12 protein-coding genes are annotated in these 23,527 nt (G+C 33.0%); all 12 read right to left on the reverse strand.

Features of this window, described 5'->3' with window-relative positions; translation table 11 throughout:
- Positions 1 to 254 precede the first annotated feature (254 nt).
- On the reverse strand, positions 255 to 689 hold the full coding sequence (locus BXU01_RS18100; protein WP_083694504.1) for a hypothetical protein: 435 nt from the start codon (positions 687 to 689) through the stop codon (positions 255 to 257).
- Positions 690 to 2,291: 1,602 nt separating this feature from the next.
- Positions 2,292 to 2,858, reverse strand: a complete 567-nt coding sequence (locus tag BXU01_RS18115; protein ID WP_083694511.1) for a hypothetical protein — start codon at positions 2,856 to 2,858, stop codon at positions 2,292 to 2,294.
- 1 nt (position 2,859) lies between these two features.
- Complete coding sequence (locus tag BXU01_RS18120) at positions 2,860 to 3,558, reverse strand: hypothetical protein (RefSeq protein ID WP_083694514.1); 699 nt, start codon at positions 3,556 to 3,558, stop codon at positions 2,860 to 2,862.
- Positions 3,559 to 3,560: 2 nt separating this feature from the next.
- Positions 3,561 to 4,055 (reverse strand): hypothetical protein, encoded by a 495-nt coding sequence (locus BXU01_RS18125; RefSeq protein ID WP_083694516.1) that lies wholly within the window; start codon positions 4,053 to 4,055, stop codon positions 3,561 to 3,563.
- Entirely contained in the window at positions 4,033 to 7,131 is a 3,099-nt protein-coding gene (locus BXU01_RS18130) for a fibronectin type III domain-containing protein (protein WP_083694519.1), read from the reverse strand. Before BXU01_RS18130 ends, BXU01_RS18125 begins: the two co-directional genes overlap by 23 nt.
- Positions 7,132 to 7,134: 3 nt before the next feature.
- Positions 7,135 to 12,315, reverse strand: a complete 5,181-nt coding sequence (locus BXU01_RS18135) for a T9SS type A sorting domain-containing protein (RefSeq protein WP_083694521.1) — start codon at positions 12,313 to 12,315, stop codon at positions 7,135 to 7,137.
- Positions 12,316 to 12,319: 4 nt separating this feature from the next.
- Positions 12,320 to 14,308 (reverse strand): fibronectin type III domain-containing protein, encoded by a 1,989-nt coding sequence (locus BXU01_RS18140; protein ID WP_206196628.1) that lies wholly within the window; start codon positions 14,306 to 14,308, stop codon positions 12,320 to 12,322.
- Positions 14,309 to 14,776: 468 nt separating this feature from the next.
- Positions 14,777 to 15,787 carry an isoaspartyl peptidase/L-asparaginase family protein gene (locus BXU01_RS18145; protein WP_083694527.1) on the reverse strand — a complete coding sequence of 337 codons (1,011 nt, stop codon included), beginning with the start codon at positions 15,785 to 15,787 and terminating at the stop codon, positions 14,777 to 14,779.
- Between the two features lie 179 nt (positions 15,788 to 15,966).
- Positions 15,967 to 16,875: an ROK family protein gene (locus BXU01_RS18150; RefSeq protein WP_083694529.1), complete on the reverse strand. Its 909-nt coding sequence runs from the start codon at positions 16,873 to 16,875 to the stop codon at positions 15,967 to 15,969.
- Between the two features lie 180 nt (positions 16,876 to 17,055).
- On the reverse strand, positions 17,056 to 18,516 hold the full coding sequence (locus BXU01_RS18155; RefSeq protein WP_083694532.1) for a glycoside hydrolase family 125 protein: 1,461 nt from the start codon (positions 18,514 to 18,516) through the stop codon (positions 17,056 to 17,058).
- Between the two features lie 4 nt (positions 18,517 to 18,520).
- Positions 18,521 to 20,806, reverse strand: coding sequence for a GH92 family glycosyl hydrolase (locus tag BXU01_RS18160; RefSeq protein ID WP_083694535.1), 2,286 nt, complete (start codon positions 20,804 to 20,806; stop codon positions 18,521 to 18,523).
- 245 nt (positions 20,807 to 21,051) lie between these two features.
- A complete protein-coding gene (locus tag BXU01_RS18165) occupies positions 21,052 to 23,316 on the reverse strand; it encodes a GH92 family glycosyl hydrolase (RefSeq protein WP_083694538.1) in 2,265 nt (754 codons plus the stop codon).
- Positions 23,317 to 23,527 lie beyond the last annotated feature (211 nt).

The following is a 23,527-nucleotide window of genomic DNA, read 5'->3' on the forward strand; positions in this document are numbered from 1 at the left end:
CTAATAGAATTCTCTTTTTCATTTTTTTATTCTTGTTTATATATTTCTAATTTTATTTTTTGTTGCTTAACTTGTTCAAGCATCTCTTTTTTATTATCCGGATTTGATGCACGGATTTACAATTTATTTTCTCTGTCGATTGATTTAACTTCTCCTTTTTATTATTTTATATTTATTATTAACTCTGCTAAGTTAAAACATAAAATAAGATAAATATTACTTTTTACATGATGTTTTAAGATTTATTCTATTATTTAATTTTTATATAATTTAAATAAAATAAAAAATATTACTGAAAAAAACATATAAGAACAATAAATAAGCAAATGTTTTTTCCATTGTATAAATTCATCATCATCAAGTAATATTACATTGTTAGAATGTTTAAATTTTAAAACATTTATTATCGGAGTATTTTTAATTTTCGAAGAAAGAGATGGATAAAAATTATATAATTCATTTATATCCTCATCAAATCTTGAAAAATACACTTTCCCTTCATTAACACTTCCATCAATAGTCAAACTCTTTCTTTTTGATGTCACATTGTATGAAGAATTAATAATTGTCATTTTCCGTACTGAATAATTACCTAAAGCATAATCAAATATTCGATATCCATCAAAGAACAAATTGAAAAGGAATATCACTACTACTGATAGGATCCATATAATTTTTACTGCTTTCATTTAAATTAATTATTTAATGGACACTAACTGTGCAAAGTCTCCTGATTTAGTACTTGTTCAAATATTATCTCAGTAAACTGCGTATGTTTTCTATCTCAATGAACTTATTGTTTTCTTTTAACATCTCTGTGCATTCTAAATTAAACATATGCTTAATGTTTTCTTAGTTTGATTTTATCCCAAATTAAATATTAAAACTTCATTAAAAATTGATTTATAATTAAGCTCAAAAAAATTAACACTTTATCTATATTGTCCCTCATAAATGAATTAGGGTATTTATCTAAGGAAAGACTCTGATAATAATTCCGATAATACGATAAATATATAGCTACTAAAAACAATATAACAATACTGATTAATGAGATTGTTTTTGTTATATTATCATTGATATAATAAAAAACAAAAGACAAAAATATATTCCATTTAGTTACATAAATTATATATAAAATGATAATAAATATTGAAATAAATCCTCCTGAGTCTTCATTAATCAAAAAAAATCCACTTATTATAACTGTAACTATTGATATTAGTTCTGCAATTAAAAAATGTTTCAATATTAGCTTTATTTTTTCCATAATTTTTTCATTTTCTGCCAAATCATATAATATAAATCAATTAATAATTGATTTATAATTAAGCCTAAAAAAATTAGTATTGCTTCTATGTTTCTTCCAATAAATGATTTTTCGCTAATTGGACGATATTGATCTTCGTAATTCTCATAATGATTTCTTATATAAAATAATTATAATAGTAATAGTAATTACAAAAGTAATTATTGATGATTTCTTTGAAATATCCATAGCATGAAACAATAATGCTAATATTAAGTTGATAATTGAGATAAAAATGAGGATAAAAAAAAATATTATGAAAATAATACCAATTTTATTGTTTTTCATTAAAATGGCAATATAAATTAATAGAAAAAAAATTGCTCCAATTTCTGAAACTAATAAGCGTAATAAAAAAGTATTTATTTTTTCCATGTTTTTTTCATTTTTACAGTATATATTAAAAAATCATCAAATGGCTGATATCCATATTGATGTTGTAAAATCCATTGTGCTAATACCCCCGCTGTGCGAAGTCTCCTGACTTAGTACGCGTTTCAATCAATATATCTTAGTAAACTGTGTATATTTATTATGTCAATGAACGTATCTTATTTTTTTATTCAACACGAACTTATATCTTATTTGTAACCAATAGCTGCGAAGTCAGGAGACTTCGCAGAGCGAGGTAAGAGTAAAGTTTTTTTCATTCAGTTTATTTTAAAACATTACAGCTTTTTTTGGGCTGTAAATATTTTTTTAATCTTTTATTTTTCTGCTAAAAATTACAAATAGCGTTTGATTATTTTATCAGATGAAATAGCCCAAATAGCATTGTTTTTATAGGAGATATTTTTTATAGGCTGATCGTGTGTATAATCAAGAATCCACGAACTGCCTTCATCTGTTGTTTGTAAAGTGAAGAACTACTAACTATAACAAACCCATTTAAAAAATCAATAAAGAAAATTTTCTCATTTTTTTTATACGAAACTTACATTCCTTTGTAATATGCTAATATCTGCAGAGGAAGTTATTTATTCTATTTTGATAAATATTTCGATAATACTATTTTATTCTTTTCAATTACATCTGCAAGTTTATTAATATCAAGAATTCCATTTGATGATTTCACAAGAGGTTTCAATTTATTAACCTCAGGATATGAAACATCATCTTCTTTGTTATAGAATTCAAACATTAAATTTGCATTGACTGAATTCATTATTTTTTTTACTGGATCGAAAAGTATATTAACTGATTCATTCTTCATAAATGCACCATTTAGAGATAAAATATCTATTATTTTCAAAGTAGATATATTATCTCTTTTTTCAGAGTATTTAATATAAATGTGCTCTTCATTATTATAAATTATTTTAATTTTAGTTAATAGCTTTATTGAAATCCCTTTTCCAGATTCCAATATACTTTCGGGCAATTTTGATATTACTTTACTATTAATAAGTGTATCGTTATCTTCTTGCGTATAATCGTAAGCATTTGTAAGATCAAAAACATTTAAAAATTTTGCTTTTGTTACAATTTTATTTTGACTAATTGATTTTTGAAAAATTAGTAGAATAATTAAGATTAAAATGTTTTTCATTTTACCAAGTTTTAGAATCTATGAATAAATTAAGTTTTTCATTTTTTTTAACTGGACTATACCATGAAAAAAAAATATTTTCGAGTTTACTTAAGTCCATATACCCACCCGAGTTAATTGCATTATATAATTCTTTAGTTAAAATATTCGATGTTTTTCCTGAAAACAACTCAATAAGAACATTGGTTTTTAATCTCATTACAATTATCGAAAGATTAGATGTTGTATTATTTGACACTTTATACCAACGATCATTAACTTTTTGTAAAACATAACAACCAGATACATCTTTGGTATTTTCTTGTTTAAAATAAAATTTAATTATTTCAGTTGGTGTATTATTGATTAAAAGAGAAACTTTATGTATTAACTTAATATAATTTTTATCAATACTCATCTGTTTAATTTTTACAAAATAATCTTCTTTTCTTTTACTTGATTTAATACTTCCTCCTAATGTATTATAATCAATCCATTCTTGACTACTTGCGGAAAGTATTGATCTCATTAGATTTTCAGGAGTATCATTTTTGACCTCTTCCAATTTTAAATAATCTTTTTTTATAACCAAAGAATCATAAACATGGAAAGATAGCTCTGACTCATCCTCTTTTCCAAGAATAAGATTTGGATCATTCTGTGCATATGTTTTTTTGCAAAAAACAATTAATAAAACAAGTACTATAATTGATTTATTCATTTTTAAAATTTAAATTTTATAATTAACATTGAAATTATATAAAGGATAAAATAAAAAATAATCATCCTATTATTACTTTCTTCTAACGAAACATTTATTTCTTTTTCGTCATCATAAGCATATTTTACTGCTTTCTTATTTAAAACCCATAAATTTAAAGAGTCTTTATGTTTTTGCATATAATCATTAATTTGTTCTGTGGGATTTTCATATTTTAATAAAAAACCTTTCGTTTCCGGCACTTGAAAAATTAAACCTTTATTAAAATAATAATTTCTTGATGATGAGTTTGATGATGATTTTCCGGTTCTGTTACTTGATATCTGCAATGAATCTATTTTAACCTTAATCTTTGTTATGTCACTCTGATTATATATAATTTTACAATTGTCATAAAATTCAAATGAAATTAAAAAAATAAAAAAAGTTGAAAAAGATATAAAAGCTAATATAATAATTCCCTTAAAACTTTCACTAAAACTGTTTGTTGTACTCATAAATTGTAAATTTATCTGTTACTTCTAAAGATTTTTGGTAATCAACTAATTCAAACTCAATAAAACCTTTAGTTTCTATTTGAACATTAGCAAAGAAAATGACTGGTGGAAAGTAAATTTCTCCAGCCAATTTTTTATCGGCAAAATTGTAATTTATATCCCCTTTTAAACTTACTTCAGCCCCACCACGCACATCAAACGTTACTTGATCTTTTGCAATTAACAACTCTGCTTTTATACCTGCAGTAATTGTGCCTTTAGGACCAATTTTAAAAAATGCTTTTTTATTATTAACATATTTTGTTTGCTCTGCCAATATATATCTCTCAACACCTCCTTCAACCTCAACTCCAAATGATGCTTTAAAATATAATCCTACATCTACTATCTCAGCCCTTGACAACACAGCCAGTGCTGGTATTGGAATTACTTTTTCAGGAGTTTCCACTACAAAACCACCTGAAACAGAAGATACTTCCATTTTCTTATAAAGTCTTGACTCACTATCTTCCTCATTATATTTTGATCCATTTATTTTAACCTTATCAACTTTAAGCTTTAAAAATTTGCTAATTTTTACATATCTATCTAATTTTTTCAAATTTCCATCTATCTCCTCAAAGGAGCTATTAATAGCTTGACTGATTCCTGCTGGAACAAAAGACCAAGCTACTGCATTCTTATCAACCCACTTAACATTAACATTCATAATACTTTCAGTTGGGTACCCTACTATTGACTTTACTTTTACATCTTTTAAGTTGTCATACATATACACATAATCCATAGATTCTAAGCCTTGATATTCTGGCTTGTAATCCTCATTAAATTTCCATTTTATATTTTGTGAAGGAACCTCGTCTATCGGTATACTAAAACCAATCGAAAATTTAGTTCTTCTATTATCCTTTGTGTTCGGACTTTTATCTACATAATATAATGTTTGTGTTGCACTAGCAACTCTTTTAGTATTATCTTTATCAGAATTATCAATTGCTTTTAAAAATTTTAATTGAACAGGCTTAACAATCAAATTAATTTCATTTGACAAATCAGGCTTTTTATCAATATCAGCAACAGATTTTAGTTGATATTTAAAGGTATTGTCATAGCGAAATATAAAATCTGCTTCTTTTATAGATTCAATTTTCTTTAAATAGTTATTGCCTCCAACATTCTCAGATATTACACCTTTTTCACTTTCATAACTTAATTCATATTTTACATTAATATCTTTTTCAAATTCTTTCATTTTAAATCGATTACTAACTAACCCATTCCTACTAAAAGGAATATTTATTTTATCATTATTATAATATTTTTTATTTCTATACTCAACAAAATACCCCTTTCCTGTCGCCGGATTACCAGCGTTTTCAACTCCTGAATTATTGTTCGGACTTGTGGGTTCATTCACCTTATCTGCTCCTGTTTCAGTATCTTGATTATCTACAGGGTCAGTAGTTACTATAGGATTTTCATTTGTTGTATCTGGATCTTTATTATCTGTATTCTGATCGGGATTTGTAGATTCATCAACATTTTTAGGATCCGTTTTATTTTCAGTTTGATCTTCTGTACTTGCCTCGGCAACCTCTTCACCTTCTGTTTGTGGATCAAAAATATCTTCTATTACTGGATCCCCTACCACATTTTTCCAATCGGGGTCATAAACAGTTACAACAACACCATCGATCAATTGATAATCTGTATTGATCGTAATGTTATCAAATTGTACTGCTATTTTAGTCTCATTTAAGTAGGGTACTATAATATAACCTTTTCCCGTATAAGGTCCATTGCCTTCCAATTCTAAAACAGTAACTGGAAAATCCCCGGCTTTAAAAGTTTCACTTTCAATTAAATTTAAAAGTGGATTTTGATTCTCAATATTAATTTGAGGCACAATACCACAATTATATGCCGGAACTCCACTAGTTTCTACAGGTGTTGTAAAAGTGCTGACTCCTGAATAAGTAAATGACTGAATACCATCGGCTGCGGGATCACAGCTTGAACCTACTCTAAATTGATACGTAATTCCCGGCTCTAAATTGGTGATTAAACTTTGTGTGTTTAAACTATTGGTCGAAAACCATTGTGCATTAGGCACATCTTGTTTTTTGTATTGTACCTGATAACGTGTATGTTCCGGCACTCCCTGCCAGGTGATTTTTACACTTTTAGAATTCTGGGATTCGCTTAATAAAAACGTTGGAGCGGTACATGAAGCAGTATATTTAAACGAGTATATCTCGCTGTATCCGTCATTTTTAAAAACAGCATTCTCTGAAAGTCCCGTTGTAGAAATTGCGCGTACTCTCCAGGCATATCGAAGACCGGGAGTAAGAATTGGCATGCTTAAATTGTACAATAAAGCAGTCGAAAAAAGGGTTTCCTCATATAAAATGGGAGACATCTGAAACGCAAACTGCGGATCTAATGTAGGATCGATAAGTTGTTTTAACTCGAACTTATACGAGATATTGGTTGCATTGATCTGGCGTGGTGTCCAGGTAAATAAAATATTAGGAAACTCTGTCGAGGCAATTTGTTCGTTTTTTTGCGGCGTATTTAATAACGGCGGATCGTTTAAGATCAAATATAAACTGGCACAGCTTTTTTGTGAGATCTTCTGGTTGGTTACAAAATCGTACAGCTCAAAACAAAAATTGTACATTCCTTCCGGCAACGGATTGGCATATTGTACGGGAGAAATTCCTTGTAGGTTTTCAAGCCTGAAAAGTGCTGCAATATCAGTATTCGTCAGTGTTTGTAATTCACCTCCATTGATAAAAATTGGGCGTTGTCCTTGTATAAAATCGCTGCTTTGTATGTTAAGTCCGTTACCTTGTATGTACAATTTTATACGTACCTGTCTTTGCGATATCGCAATATCTGTAGGATTAATTAGCAACTGCATTTTAGTATCCATGCTAGTGGCATAATCTGATATTTTGACACTATACGGACTATTAAAAACAGGTGTTACCTGAACCGGATATAATTGTGAATATCCCGCTGCACTAAAAAGTAACAGAACTAATACATATATGTTCTTGAAAAGGTTCTTCATTTTTTAATAGATGATAATTTTTTTAACCAGTGTTTGTTGCCCTGTTTCTAATACTAAAACATACATTCCAGATCCTAATGTGGTCTCAAAATCTATTTCATACTTCTTTTTCCCGGATCCGTTTTTCTGGATCATTGTATTTTGTCCCGTTGTCGAGAACAGTCTTAGATTTACTGAGCTGTCTTTTTCTAAAGTAATGTGTGCTTTAAAATTACCATTACTTGGGTTTGGGGTTACGATAAAATCTACAATAAACTGCGATGTTGTACCTGTATTTGGTAAACCGCTTCGCTGCTCTACGGTAATATTTTTACTGTATACGGCATAACATTCTCCTTGCGTTTGCTCTAAACCAATAGAATAAACACCAGTGGCATCAAACTTAAGTGTGATGTATTTTTCTTTTTGTTCGACTACTTTCACGCCTTTCGGGATGACCCAATTGGTACTTTCGCCAAACGGATTACTGGTATTTATTAAAATAACTTCTTCGTCCAGATAGGCTTGTGAGCTCAATAAAAACTCAGAACTAATCGCTGTCTGGCTTGTTTTTATTACAATCTCGTCTTCGCCAATACATCCTAAACCTGAAGTTACTTTTACGTGATAGGTTCCGGCTTTTGATACATTTATTTTGGCTTCATTCGAAGTGAACCCGTTTGTAGAGGTCCAGCTGTATTGTGCTTTTGGATCTGCAATTGCAGCGTTTAAATCCATATTCTGATCGATACATAAGGTTCTGTCAGGACCTATATTAACTATAACAGCTTCGGGATCTTTTAAAACAAATCTCTTTTTATAGACACAACAATCCGGACAGGTAATAGCAACTTCATAATTTCCTGCTGTAAGATTGTTCAGGTCTTTGGTAGTGGCTCCCGTATTCCATAAATAGCTGTAAGGTAAATTTCCGCCTGTAACATTTAATACTATCGAGGCATCATTTCCTTTATAACAAGTAGGATTTTTGATGGTTTCTGTAGTAAATATTCCGTTAGGATCACCTACAAAAATACTTCCCTGAATGATACATCCTTTTGCATCGGTTGCCTTAACAAAGTAATTGTTTGTGGTAATGTTTTCTATTTTGGCTGTTGTCCCGCCATTCGTCCACTCATAGGTATAAGGCGGAGTTCCGCCTGAAACATGCGCTTCTGCCCAACCGTCATCTCCTGTTGTACAACCTACATCAAACTTGGTAAACGTTAACTGTAATTTTACAGGTTCCGGCATATCTTGTGTGACATCATTTTCCTTTACCAGAATATTATTAACATACGTTCCCAGTTTTATTCCATTTGCATCTTCAATATTCAGTGCATAGATTCCGTTAGATATATTTTCGGCTGTTTCATCATGATCGTTCCAGATAATCCAGGAATTACCAACTTGTTTTTTCCAGGTATAATAATAAGGTAATCCGTTATTTTTATTGGCTGCTAACTGAATTCCTCCTTTGACATGTGCTACTAAAATTCCGTCCTGAGATTCGTCTCTTTGATTGTCCTGCGGATTTGCATCTGTTTCATTTCCAAATTCATTGCTTGCGTTACACGAAATAGTACGAACGACCTCAAAAGTAACTTCAAGCGGATCCGGATCGTCTAAAGCAGTAACAGAGTTTGCAACGGTACAGCTTGTTTTGTTTGTTGCCGCATTATAATTTGCATCACGAACTGTTAAGCTGTACAATTCCTCGCCTACTCCGTTTAGGGAGATGGTGTAAACGCCATTATTAAAACTGGCTGTTGTGGTAGTTTGTACAATTCCTTTACTGTTTTTCCATTCAAACCAATAGGTGTTGTCCGGTAAAATAGTACCTCCGGTCACTTCTGCTACAATTTTTCCGTTAGTCGCTTTGTAAAAACTCGGATCAAGAACTTGCGTATATTTAATAGCTAATGGTGCAGCAGGTTCTGAAATAATAACAGTTGCCTGTGTGGTACATTTTTTAAAATCTGTAACATATACCGTATAGGTACCCACTTTTAGAACTGTATTTTTATCAATCTCTACTCCATTCGACCATTTATATTCATAAGGAAATGTTCCTCCTGTAACATTTGCAGTAGCCCAACCGTCGTTTCCTCCATTACAAAAAACATTTCCTTTAGTAATGGTTACAGACAATTTTGGTGGTTCCTGCATAAATTTTGTAACGTCAATTTCCTGAGTTAATACATTATTTACATAAGTTCCTAACCTGATTCCGTTTCTGTCTTCTACGTTAAGAGCATAATTTCCGTGAGAAAGATTTGATGCTGTTTCGCCTGTAATGTCAGCTAAAGCTATCCAGGTACCATCTTGTTGTTGCTTTTTCCAATAAAAATAATATGGTAATCCGTTATTTTTATCTGCTGCAAGCGGAGTTCCTCCTGAAACATGTGCCTTTAAAATTCCGTCTTGCGATTCATCACGCTGACCATCAGTTGGTGTTGTATCTTTACTATTGCCAAATTCGTTGCTTGTGTTACACGAAATATCACGAACAACCTCAAAAACAACTTTTAAAGGATCCGGTTCGTTTAGTGTCACTTTTGACTCTAATATGGAGCAATTAACGATTTGACTGGTTGCTTCGTCATAATTTTTATCTTTAATGGTTAAAAAATAATCATCAGCCGGAACTCCGTTTAAGGTAATCGTATAAATTCCGTTTTCTACTGCGGCAGTGACAGTTTGTACTGTTCCTGCTGTATTTTTCCATTCGTAATTGTATAATTTCCCATTATTCAATGCTGGATCAAATGGTGTTCCTCCGGTAATTTCTGCTATAATTCTACCATTGGTCGCACCTGAAAAAGTAGGGGTAAAAATTTCTTTATAGGAGATTTTTACAGGAGCTGTTGGTCCGTCAATGACAATACTGCCTTTTACAAAACAGCCATTATCATCTGTTACTTCAACAAAATATTCTCCTTTTACTAGCTTTGCTATTTTATTTTCGTCGATAGTTCCTCCATCTACGCCATACCATGTGTATTTATACGGTGCTTTTCCTTTTGTAACGCTTGCTATTGCCCAACCGTTATTGCCCTCATAACAGGAAACATCTCCTGAGGTAAATGCCAATACAAGTTGTGCAGGTTCTGCAATTTTTTCTATCGCTGGAATTGCTGTTACTAAATCTGTCGTATTATAAGTTCCCTGAACGATTCCGTTTGCATCTTCAACATTTAGCGAATAGTCTCCTTCGCTAAATTCATTAGCAGTAGCTGTTTTATAATCTTCTAACTTATCCCATAATTTTGTTACCGTATTGTATTTTGACCAAGTAAATTTATAAGGTAACCCGTTATTTGCAGGTGCTACAAACTGAATTCCTCCTTTTACGGTTGCCTTTATAATAGCGTCTGACGATTTATCACGATTTTTAACCGGATCTAAATTTGCCGTATTACAAGAAATTCCCTGAATAGTTTCTAATGTTATTTCGATGGGTTCCGGATCATCTAAAATAACCACCAAAGAAGGTATCGCAACAGGATCTAAAGTACAATTTCTTTGATCTTTAACGAATAAGGTATACGTATCTTCCGGTACATTATTTAAGGAAATCGTAACAATATTATTCAAAAATTGTGTGGATGTTTTACTGGCATCTATAACGTCATTTTTACTGTTTTTCCATTGGTACGAATACGAATTTCCGTTAATTAGAGTTCCTCCGGTAACTAAAGCTACAATTTTACCGTTTTCGGCTTTATTAAAAGTAGGATTAAATGGTGTAATTTTAACTAACTGAAGTGCACTATCAGGCTGACTAATAGTTTCTGGTAATACTTTCTCATTATCATCTGCATCCTTTGCTATACAACCTACAGTATCAGTAGAATTTTTTAATTTTCTCACTTTTACAGCATAAGTACCTAAACCAAGACCGGAGATTGTAGTTTTATCACCATTTAAAAAAGTAATCCAAGAACCTGCATTTGATGAATATTGATAGATACCATTATCAATACCTCCTGTAGCCACTATATCAATTGCCCCATCTTTACCACCAAAACAATTAATATCATTTTTTTTGGTAATAGAAAAATCAACCGGAGTAGGCGAGGTTATAATGAATTCCTTCTGGTGTTCAGGATCCATTACATACGTATTTGCACCCGTTTTGTTTGGCTCTTTGTACCAGCCTATCAATGCAATAAGATACTTTCCTTTTGGAAAATCAACCGGAATTTCGTATGTTAAATCATCTCCAATTGTAATTGATTCTCCATCTGGTGTTGAGTAAAATGTTTCTTGTGGTTGACCTGTATCAGGATCATAACTTTTAACAGAGCATCTTAAAGTTTCTCCTGTTACTAATTTTGAGCTAAATTTTATTATTGCCCTTCCATCCTGAGTATCAAAACATCTGGTTTGAACAGCATCGACTGAAGCAATATGCGGAGCTGATTTAGCATAAAGTAATTCGACTCTTGTACCAGTAGCATTTGCTCTTAAAGTGATTTTTTTACCAACTGCTTCAATAGCTAAAAAGTTTTTACACAATATATTCAATGAGTTTTTACCCTGATATTCAGCAGGCAAACTTCTCCAAACATCCCTATAAACCCATCTTATACCAACTCGAACCCTTTCTTGTTCTCCATCAATATGATACATCCAATTAAAATACTTTTGATCTATCCCGGTTATTGGCGGAACAACAATAGAACTTTCCGTACCAACTATATTATTGATAGCAACAGGATTAATTAAATCAATAACGGGATATACATCAACCTGAATATTTCCTGACTGATTTAAACCTAAATCTGAAAAATTAAAATATTGACTGTAATTATCTGTTGTTACTGAAATAGATGCATCGCTATATTGTACATCCTTACATCCTCCAGTTCCTCTATCTCGTTTTGTAGTCCTAATTTTAATTTCTTTTATTTTGTCATTTTCTTTAAAAGTTACAATAGCGGGAGCAAATGTTTGATCTGTTAATCCGTTTCCATTATTTGGATAAGATGCTGACCCCTGAACAATTGTTTTAGCAGCATTATTTTTATCTATAGATGCGACCCATTGTAAACCTCTCGTTACATTATTTCCACACGAGCTTCCATCAGCTCCTACTTGTCCGCTAATTTTTAATGCATAATTTGCGGTTCCGCTTAAATTTACCTGCGCAAAACCAAATCCTGAAACCAATAAAATTATCAATAAGTAAATCTTCTTCATAGGCTTAATATATAACGGTTAGGGTTTCTGCTTTTGCAGGACTATCACTTTCTAAATTAGGAACAAAATGGTATTCGAGTTCCTGATTGATGTTTAAATTTTTATCTTCTAAAGTCAAAACATTGCTGTTCAATTCCTTCCACAACGTTGGCGGAGTTCCTTTTGTATTTTTATAAATACTTACTCCCAAGACTTTGCCTTTGTTTTTTGCATAATCCCAGGTCAGGACTATTTTTTTATTTTCTCTGTCAGCCACTCCCTGCAAAAATGTAATGACTTTGACTGGTGTAAAATTCAAAACATTTACCGTTACGGTCGAATGATCTAATGACGACCAGAGATTGCTTTTGTCCTTAGCCAGAATAGCATATTGGTATATTTTTTTATTCTCTACCTTATCATCTGTAAATTCCTGAATGGTATCATTTATCTGTTTAATTTCCAGCCATTTTTCTTGTCCTTTCTCCCTCCTTCTTAAGCTATATCCTACGACATCTTCGCTATAACTGCGAATCCATTTAAGATGTACTTTGCCATCTTTATTATCGTAATCTTTAAAAATAGGTGCGGCAGGCGGAATTTTATCCGGTTTGTCTAAAGCCAATACATCAGACAAGTCCGAAATATTAAAACGCATATCCTCAGCAGCAAGTCTGTAATACACTTTGCTATTCGTCATTTTCAGGCTTACGCTGTCTTTATAATCAGTACCCACATACGATTGATGGTAGATATCTACAAACTCTTCTCCTTTATTATTGGCTTTTAAAATTCGATATCCTCTTAAATCTTTTTCAGTGTTTGCTTTCCATTTTAACCGAACGACTCCAAGGCTGTCTATTACACCTTCAAGACCTGTAGGCTTTGCCGGCGGAATAGAATCTACTGGCTGAACGAGCATACTTTGAGAGGTTAATCGCTGATTATTTTTGCCTACAACAGAGATGGTAAAATAATTCGAGGGATATAAATTTTCTTTATAATTGAGTTTTCTCTGGGATGGCGGAATAATTTTAGAAACTACTTTATAAGGTCCTTTATCATTATCTGCCAAATTAATTTCGTACCCCTGAATAAAACCTTCTGATGCTGCAGGATAATCCCATTCCAGATTAACTTCGTTGGTGTTTACAATATTATAATCTACCAGTCTTGCCGGCGTTACTATTGCTGCTACTCCTGTTGCCGTAATAGGTTTTGAAATTTCTCCTTTTTCTCCAAATGCTGTGATACCGTATACCCTGTATTGATATACTTTATCGTTTACACTCAGCGTATCAATATAATACATGCTTTTTGACGGATGTTCGTCTTTATCATTCAGGTTGACCAATGGCGTTGCGGCTATTGGGGCAAAATTGATTCCGTCTGAAGATTTCTCCACCATGTATGACGTATAAATTCTTTTAAAGGTTTGGTAGTCCCAGGAAAGCAGTACTTGTTTGTCGTCAGGAACTGCAATAAAATCAGTTGGTGCAGGAAGTGTACTATAATCTTTTAATCCTATCATATAAGAGGATTCCTTAACCTTTGGACTTTCGAAAACACTTACCTGATACGCATAAACTTCATTTTGCTTTACGTTGGTATCCACCAGTCCCCAACCTGCTTTTACTGCTCCGGTAAAACTCATATCTGCGGCGTATAAAGCAAATGTAAAACGCTGATCGAGTTCATCAGCCATATTTACTATTTTAGCCAGATCTCCTTCTTTAGCGGCAGTTACTTCAAAGCTTTCTCCGTAAATAGATTGCGCTATAATAGCGGCATTATTGTCTTTTTGTACCAGGTCCATCCATGAATCCAGCGGTTCAGGAAGTAATGGTTTTGGGGTAAGTACTATTTTTTCAGGTTTTTGTAAAACATTTCCATCACGTAATATGGTGGTTCTGGTTACTATAAATCCTTTTTTATTTGCTTTTTGCCATTCGCTAGGAGAGTTAACTGCCCAGCGTATCAAAATCTTATCTTTTTGTGCTCTTGCATTGACCATAACGGTAGCACGTTTAGTTTGAGAATATGATATCGAAATAAAGAATAATAATAAAAAAAGAAACTTGAATTTAGGCATTAAGATGTAATTTTTTCCATGTTAAAAAAACGCAAAAATAGTATTTTATATCAACTGACAAACAATTATTTATAAAATAAAAAGCATATTAATAGGACAAAATTCCGAAAGTGTTTTTTGATCAAAAAAGTCAATTTCGTAAACCTCATTATTCTAATTTTTTACACTTTTTATCTGTTTAAATTCTTACAAATTAGTTGTTGATAATTTATAAATTATACGATTACGGTTACTAAAATACAAATTTAGGATAAATCTTATATTTTAAACTATTTAAATATTTTATTTTCTAATTTTAACGTTTATAACTAAAACTAACCCCATAAAAAATGCACAAAAATCAAAAAGACCTTTGCGCATTCTAAAAAAACAATACTCTAATTAAGTATCTTATTTCAGGAAATAATCAGCATCGATTAATTTATTTCCTGTATCATCAAAAACGGCATAATTAAAACCGCCCTGAACACAATATGAACCGTATTCTCCGGCTTTGTTCAGGGCAATAAAACCTACCTGAATATCTTTTAAATCTTTATTTCTATTCTTAGTCAGCTTTACGATTCTGGCTACAGCTTCTTCACATGCTTTTTGAGGAGATTTGCCTTGTCGCATTAACTCCACTACTAAATGACAGCCTGTAATCCTGATGACCTCTTCGCCGTGACCTGTTGCTGTGGCAGCTCCAATTTCGTTATCGACGTACAAGCCTGCACCAATAATTGGGGAATCACCAACACGCCCGTGCATCTTGAAAGCCATTCCGCTTGTGGTACACGCGCCAGAAAGATTTCCGTTGGCATCCAGCGCAATCATTCCAATTGTATCATGGTTTTCGATATTGGCAATTGGTTTGTATTTGCTGTCTTTCAACCATTCTTTCCATTCTTTTTCAGATTCTTCGAGCAATAAGTTTTCTTTCTTGAATCCTTGTGATAAAGCAAATTGCAAAGCTCCGTCACCAACCAGCATTACATGAGGCGTTTTTTCCATTACAGCTCTCGCAACAGAGATGGGATGTTTTATATATTCTAAACAGGCAACAGAACCTATATTGGCATTTTCATCCATAATACAAGCGTCTAACGTTACACGACCATCTCTATCCGGACGTCCGCCATAACCTACGCTTCTTTCTTTTGGGTCGCCTTCGGGAATTTTAACTCCTGCTTCGACAGCATCCAGGGCGGTTCCTTTATTTTTTAGAACTTCCCATGCGGCTTCATTTGCCTGAATTCCAAATCGCCAGGTCGAAAGTACAATTGGCTTTTTGCCTTTTTTGGAAACCAGTATTTTTTCTTCTTCTGAATTTGAATCATTTGAATTAAATGATTGCAATGCCACAGCAACTGAAGCTATTGCTGCCGTTTTTATAAAATTTCTGCGATTTGAATGTGTCATATTAAAATATTTTTAAACCATATAAGTTATATAAGATCATTTAAGATGGCTGTTATAGTTACTCAAAATTAAATTATATAAGTAATATTTAGAACATTTCCAGGCATTTATATCTTTCTAAAAAATTAAAGCCAAATTTTCAAAAATTCTTTTACATGAACTTATATAACTTATATGGTTTATAACTTAGCTGTATAAAGCAAACTAACAGCGCCAATTAAAGCTGCCTCTTCATTATCTTTAGAAATAGAAACCGTAATTTCGATTCCGGCTTCTTTAATTTTTTTATGGAAAGCAGGCAGAAAAAATTCGCTTGCATTTGCAATTTTCCCTCCAATAACAAATCCGTCGGCATCAAATTTTTGTAACCACGGAATAACTATTGTGGCCAAATCTTCGCCCATTTCTTCAAATACTTTTACCGCATTTGCATCGCCGTCAACAGCCAGATTATAGATCTCTAATCCGTTGTTTGCATTTTTGCCCGTTAAATTTTTATAACGTCGTAAAAGTCCTCTCGCCGAAACATAATCTTCGGCAATACTTTCCTTAAAAGCAAGGTTATAAATTTCTCCATCTGCCGGCACTGATTCTCCGGCAGCAATTGAAACTCCTTTATCTATAAAACAAGCTCCAAGTCCGGTGCCCAATGTGATTGCCATTATTTTTTTAGACAAATTTTGAGCATCTTTATACACTTCTCCTTTTCCGAAACAAACAGCATCATTTTCAAACAGAATAGGAAAATTGCTTGTCAGGTTAAGCGTCCCCTGAAATAAATAACGAACATTAAGTCCGTAAAAATGTTCATATTTAGACTGGTCCTTTATCCAGCAAATTCCGTTTTCATAATCAAACGGACCGGGCATACAAACTGATAATCCTATTACATTTTCTACTTTAGAATTTTTGATCGAAGTACGGATTGCTTTTTCCCAAATAGACATTACCTCATCTACAGGCAAATTAGAGTCAAATGATTCTTTATGTAATGAAAGATCAACTACTTTCATGTTTTTAACATCTATAATAGCAGTGGTAATATGTGTGCCTCCAATATCAATTCCTACGGCATATTCTTTATTCATTCTTTGTTTTTTTGAATTGAACCATTAAGAGATTAAGAAATTTTAAGTTTGATTCTCATTTTTTAAATCCTTAAGAAACTAAGTCTGACTGCTTAATTTTTCTTAATTTCTTAAGGGTAATTTTTTCCTGATTTTAAAAAACTTAATTTTTACTGATTCTTTAACGGCAGATATTTTATTTTAAAGGTTTTTATCTTTTAAGATTTGGGGATAATGAATGCTGGTATGAACAATCATTTCTCCAAATAGTGTGTTGGCCCACGCAAACCATTTTCTGGTAAACTTTGTTACATCGTCTTTGTGGAAAGATTCGTGCATAAATCCTGTATCGGCGTTTGTTTTAATCAAATTGCTGATACAATGTTTTATTTCATTTTCATCTACACTGGTAATCGCTCTTAAAACAATACTCATTGGCCATATTGTATCTACTCCGGTGTGCGGACCTCCAACTCCTTCGCCCGCTTTTCCTTTATAGAAAAACGGATTATTTTCTGAAAGCACGACTTTTCTGGTATTCAGATAAAGCTGATTATCCGGCTCAATTGCGCCTAAATACGGTAATGATAATAACGAAGGAACATTAGCATCATCCATCATATGAAAACTTCCGTAACCATTGACTTCAAAAGCAATGATTTTTCCGAATTTTGGATGATCGATAATTCCGTTTTCTTCTAATCCTTTCTGAACTTGTCCTTGTAATTCTTTGGCTTTAGCTACTAAATTATCATCTTTTAATGCTGGCAAAGAGAAAATTTCCTGAAGATACCCAAGCACTTCAATCGCAAACATATTACTCGGAATTAAATACCCGAACAAAGTACTATCGTCACTTGGTCTAAAAGTCGAAACGATTAATCCGCATGGTTTTACAGGATATCCGTAACCTCCCAAAGGTACGCCATCTGTAGCCCAAGCTGTTACTCTCTGGAAGTTGTAAGGTCCTTTATCTGTCCAGCGTTGTTGTTCTTTGAAAGTTTGAATAACCAAAAGCATTGCTTCTTTCCACTTACTGTCAAACAAACTGATGTCTCCGGTTTCCTTCCAATAGCCATGCGCCAATCGTATTGGATAACACAAACTGTCAATTTCCCATTTGCGTTCGTGAATTCCAGGCTGCATTTTGGTCATATCATTTTTCCATTCGCTTACCTGATTAAAATCTTTATAAAAAGCGTTTGCATAAGGATCAAGTAAAATACATTTGGTTTGGCGATTGATAACCCCTTTTACCAATTCTGCCAATTTTTTATCTTCTTTGACAAACGGAATATAGGGCCAAATCTGCGCTGTACTATCACGCAACCACATCGCATCGATATCTCCTGTAATTACATATGTATCAGGTTTTCCGTCGATGATTTCAAAATCTACGGTTGTGTCTAATGTGTTTGGGAAACAGTTTTCAAACAACCACGCCAATTCCGGATTTGCAATTTGCTTTTTGATTCTTACGATTGCGGCCTCAACAGCTTTACTCGTAAATTTTCTTTCGGCTAAAGGTGGTCTTTTGGTAATAAAATCTTTTAAGGCGAAATTGAAAGTATCTGAATTCATCCCGAAAACATCGGTTTGAAGTGCTAATAATCCTGCTGAAAAAATCCCTGTGTTTTTTATAAATTTTCTACGTGATTGCATAGTATTATTTTGAAGTTGAATAAGAATATGGATAAGAACTTGCCGAAGTTCCTCTTTGTAAATTAGGTTTGCTAATCATGTCAAAATTTAACTCTCCACCTTTTAATACATCAAAATGATTGATGAAATTTTTGGTATGAATTGCATTGTTCCACTTTAAATCCTGAACATATTTATTGGTTTCAGAATTATTTGGTGCATTGATTACTAATTTTTTTCCGTTTTCTAATTGCAAGGTTAATTTCTTAAATAATGGTGCTCCAAGAACATATTCTTCTGTTCCGGGACAAACCGGATAAAATCCCATTGCTGAGAAAACATACCAGGCAGAAGTTTGTCCGTTATCCTCATCTCCGCAATATCCGTCCGGAGTTGGTTTATACAAACGGTTCATCACTTCACGAGACCAATATTGAGTTTTCCAGGGTTCACCAGCATAATTGTACAAATAAATCATGTGCTGAATGGGTTGATTTCCGTGAGCGTATTGTCCCATATTCATGATTTGCATTTCGCGGATTTCATGAATAACTGCACCATAATAACTATCATCAAAAATTGGCGGAGTGGAGAAAACTGCATCTAATTTTGCGGTGAATTTTTTCTCGCCGCCCATTAAATCAATCAAACCATGAACATCATGAAAAACACTCCAGCTATAGTGCCACGCATTTCCTTCGGTAAAAGCATCTCCCCATTTAAACGGATTGAAATCTTTTGGGAAACTTCCGTCTTTATTTCGACCGCTCATTAAACCAATTGAAGGATTATAAAGATTCTTATAATTCATCATTCGTTTTTCATATAAACTGATTTCTTTTTTAGGGCGATTTAAGGCTTTTGCCAATTTCCAGATCGAGAAATCATCGTAAGCATATTCTAATGTTCTGGCTGCATTTTCATTGATTTTTACATCATAAGGAACATAACCTAAAGTGTTGTAATACTCCACTCCTTTTCTCCCTACAGCTTCTAATGGACCTTCGTTATTGGCGCCATGCAATAAAGCTTCATACAATTTATTGATATCATATCCTCGCAATCCTTTGATATAAGCATCAGCAACTACAGAAGCAGAGTTATTCCCAACCATTACATCTCTGAATCCCGGGCTTGACCATTCCGGCAAGAAACCACCTTCTTTATAATCGTTGATTAATCCTTCCTGCATTTCTTTATTTATCGAAGGATAAACCAGATTTAACAAAGGATATAAGGCACGAAAAGTATCCCAAAATCCTGTTCCTGCAAACATATAACCCGGCAAAACTTGTCCATTATACGGACTGTAATGCACGATTTCTCCTTTTGCATTTACTTCATATTGCTTCTGCGGAAAACAAGCGGTACGATATAAACTGGAGTAAAACGTTTTTAGTTGTTCTTCGCTTCCACCTTCGGCAGATAATTTTCCTAAAACTTTATTCCATTCTTGTTTTGATTGCGCTACAGTTTCATTAAATGAAGAAGTTCCTAATTCGTTTTTTAAATTTAATTCTGCTTGTTCTGCGCTAATAAATGAAGAGGAAACTTTTACGTTTATGATTTCTCCTTTTTTAGTTTTAAAACCTACAACTGCACCAACATGATTGTCTTTTAATTCTAATTTGTCTTTTTCTAAAACTTTATCGTGCCAAGTATAATTAGTAGCAAATGGTTTATCGAATTGAAGTACAAAGTAGTTTTTGAAATTCTCTGGAACGCCGCCACTATTTCTAGTTGTATATCCTATAATTTTATTTTCTGATGGAATTATTTTAATGTAAGACCCTTTATCAAAAGCATCGATTACAATAGAAGATTGTTCATTTTCCGGAAACGTTATCTGAAAATGTGCTGCTCTTTCAGTTGCTGTAATTTCGGTCGTTACATCATAATCAGCAAGATATACGCTATAATAATACGGCTTAGAAACCTCTGCTTTGTGGCTGAACCAGCTTCCTCTTTCGTCTTCTGCAAAAGTTAGCTTACCGGTTACCGGCATGATCGAAAACTGTCCGTAATCGTTCATCCACGGCGATGGCTGATGTGTTTGTTTGAATCCTCTAATTTTTTCGGCAGTGTAAATATACGCCCAACCGTCGCCCATTTTCCCGGTTTGCGGTGTCCAGAAGTTCATTCCCCAAGGTCGGCAAATTGCAGGATACGTATTTCCGTTCGAAAGACTATGCAAAGATTGTGTTCCCATTAAAGGATTTACATATTCTACCGGATCTAAAGTTTTAACTTGTGCGTTTCCTGCAAAAAAACATTGCATTACCCCTAAAAAAATTAAACTCTTTATTTTCATATTTTTATTTTTATGCTTTACGCTTTAAGCTATAGGCTTTAAGCTAAAACTGTGGCTGAACTCTTCTTATTTCTTTAATCTAAATCTTGTTTGTCTAAGCTTTGTCAAAGTTTAAAACTTTGACAAAGCTACCGTGAGCCTAAAATCTTAAACTGTAAATCATACCTAACAGGTTTTAAAAACCTGTTAGGAAACTCAACGTTCCAATTTCTTAAATCTAAAATCTATATTCTAAAATCTTAAATCTAAATAGGTCTATCTTCTTTTTTCACTCCAAAAGTTGTCGATGGTTTACTTCCCATAAACAATTTTAATTCTCCACCTTTTACGATCATATCGTGTGTAATGTATGATTTTGTATAAGGTTTTCCGTTATATTCTGCTTTTTGAATATAGATATTTGTTTTGCTATTATCGATTGCGTTTACTGTAAACGAAATTCCTTCTTTATGATGAATCGTAGCTGAATTTACCAACGGACTTCCTAAAACGTAAATTCCGTTTGCCGGATTAACCGAATAGAATCCCATTGACGATAAAATATACCAAGCCGACATTTGTCCTAAATCTTCATTTCCGCATAATCCGTCCGGTTTTGTCGAGTAAAATTTATCATCGATTTCACGAATTAGTTTTGCCGTTTTCCAAGGTTGTCCTGCATAAGCATACAAATATGGAATATGGTGATTTGGCTCATTTCCTTGTGCATATTGACCAATTAATCCACTAATATCCGGTGAAATTTCTTCTCCTTCTACTTTATCTGTGATTAAGAAAAGGGAATCTAATTTGGCTAAAAATTTATCTTCGCTTCCAAATAATTCAATTAAACCATAAGGATCCTGAGGAACTAACCAAGTATATTGCCATGCATTTCCCTCGACATAATCGTCTTTACGATGCGCTGATGAAAGCGGATTAAATGGTGTTCTCCAATTTCCATCGGTCAATTTTCCTCTCATGAATGTGGTTTCTTTATCGAAATATAATTTGTACAAATTGGCTCTTTTGATGAAATAATTATAATCATCGGTTTTCCCTAAAGATTTTGCCATTTGTGCCACACAATAATCATCAATTGCATATTCTAAAGCATTACCAACAGATTCCAACATCTTATCAGCTGGAATATATTCTAGTTTCTGAACATAATCCATTCCGTCACGCGTTTGCATGGCTGTTTTTTTGATCGCTTCGTATGCCAATGCGGTATCGTAATCTCTATATCCTTTCATGTAAGCATCTACAATCACGGCGATTGAGTGATTTCCGTTCATCGTATTGGTTTCATTACCCATTAAATGCCAAACCGGTAATCTGCCTTGTTGTTCGTAGATTGCCAAAAATGATTTAACGATATCGTTGATTTTATTTGGTTGCGTAATTGTGTATAAAGGATGCAAACCACGATAAGTATCCCAAAGTGAGAAAGTGGTATAGTTTGTAAAATTTGCTTTTTCGTAAACTTTCTTGTCTGTTCCTCTATAATCTCCGTTTACATCATTGAAAATTGAAGGCGCAAACATGGTATGATACAAAGCAGTGTAAAAAACTTTCATGTTTTTATCATCTCCTTTGATCTGAATTTTATTTAGCTCTTTATTCCATTTTGAAGTCGCTTCTTTTGCTACAGCATTAAAATCCCAACCCGGAATCTCGGCTTTAATATTTGCAGAAGCGTTCTCATAACTTACCGGAGAAATCCCCACTTTTACTAAAACTTGTTTGTTTTTTAAAGTCTTGAAATCTAAAACTGCTTTCATTTTTAAACCTTCTCCTTCGTTTCCAGAAACAGCCGTTGTATTGTCGTAAAGTGCAATATTTGAAATTGGTTCCGAAAATTCGATCGTAAAGAAAATACGTTGATCAGCTGCCCAACCCGCAGAATATCTGTATCCTACAAGCGTTGTTTCGTTTAGCTTTTTGATGAAAGTTTTTACCGGTTTATCCCAACCAATTCCGTCAGCAAGATCTAGTAAAACGTGATTGTCTGTAGTAGAATTAAAAGTATATTTATGAAAACCTACTCTTTCGCTGGCGGTTAACTCAGCTTTGATTTTGTATTTATCTAATAAAACGCTGTAATATCCAGCTTTACTTACTTCGTTTTTATGAGAGAAATAAGAACCGTAACCCGTTGCCATATCTTCTTTTGTTCCTTTGGTTAGTGGCACTTTTCCAGAAACAGGAAGTAATAAAATATCATTTAAATCTCCAATTCCGGTTCCGCTTAAATGCGTGTGCGTGAATCCTAGAATTGTATTACTTGCATAGTTGTATCCGCTGCACCAATCCCAACCTTCAAAAACATTTACGGGACCTAATTGTACAGCTCCAAAAGGAACATTCGCGCCCACAAATACATGTCCGTGTCCTGCAGATCCAATAAACGGATTTACATATTGTGTATAATCTGTGCTAGTTTGTTTTACTTTCTTTTCCTGCGAAATTACCGCTAAACTGCTTAGCATAATTATAGCGAAAACAATGTTTTTGAATTTTGTAACCATTTTAATTATTTTTTATTTGATTTGTGTAAATGTTGCCCACGGATGACACGGGTTAAACTGATTTACACGGATATTTTTTTAATCTTTGAACTTAAATTTAACCGCAAAGTATGCAAGGATTTACGCAAAGGTCGCAAAGTAGACGCACTGCTGTGCGCCTCTACGGAAAACCTTTGTCTCTTTGAACCTTTGTTCCTAAAAACCTCAGAAC

Source organism: [Flexibacter] sp. ATCC 35103, from assembly GCF_001975985.1.
GTDB lineage: Bacteria > Bacteroidota > Bacteroidia > Flavobacteriales > Flavobacteriaceae > Flavobacterium.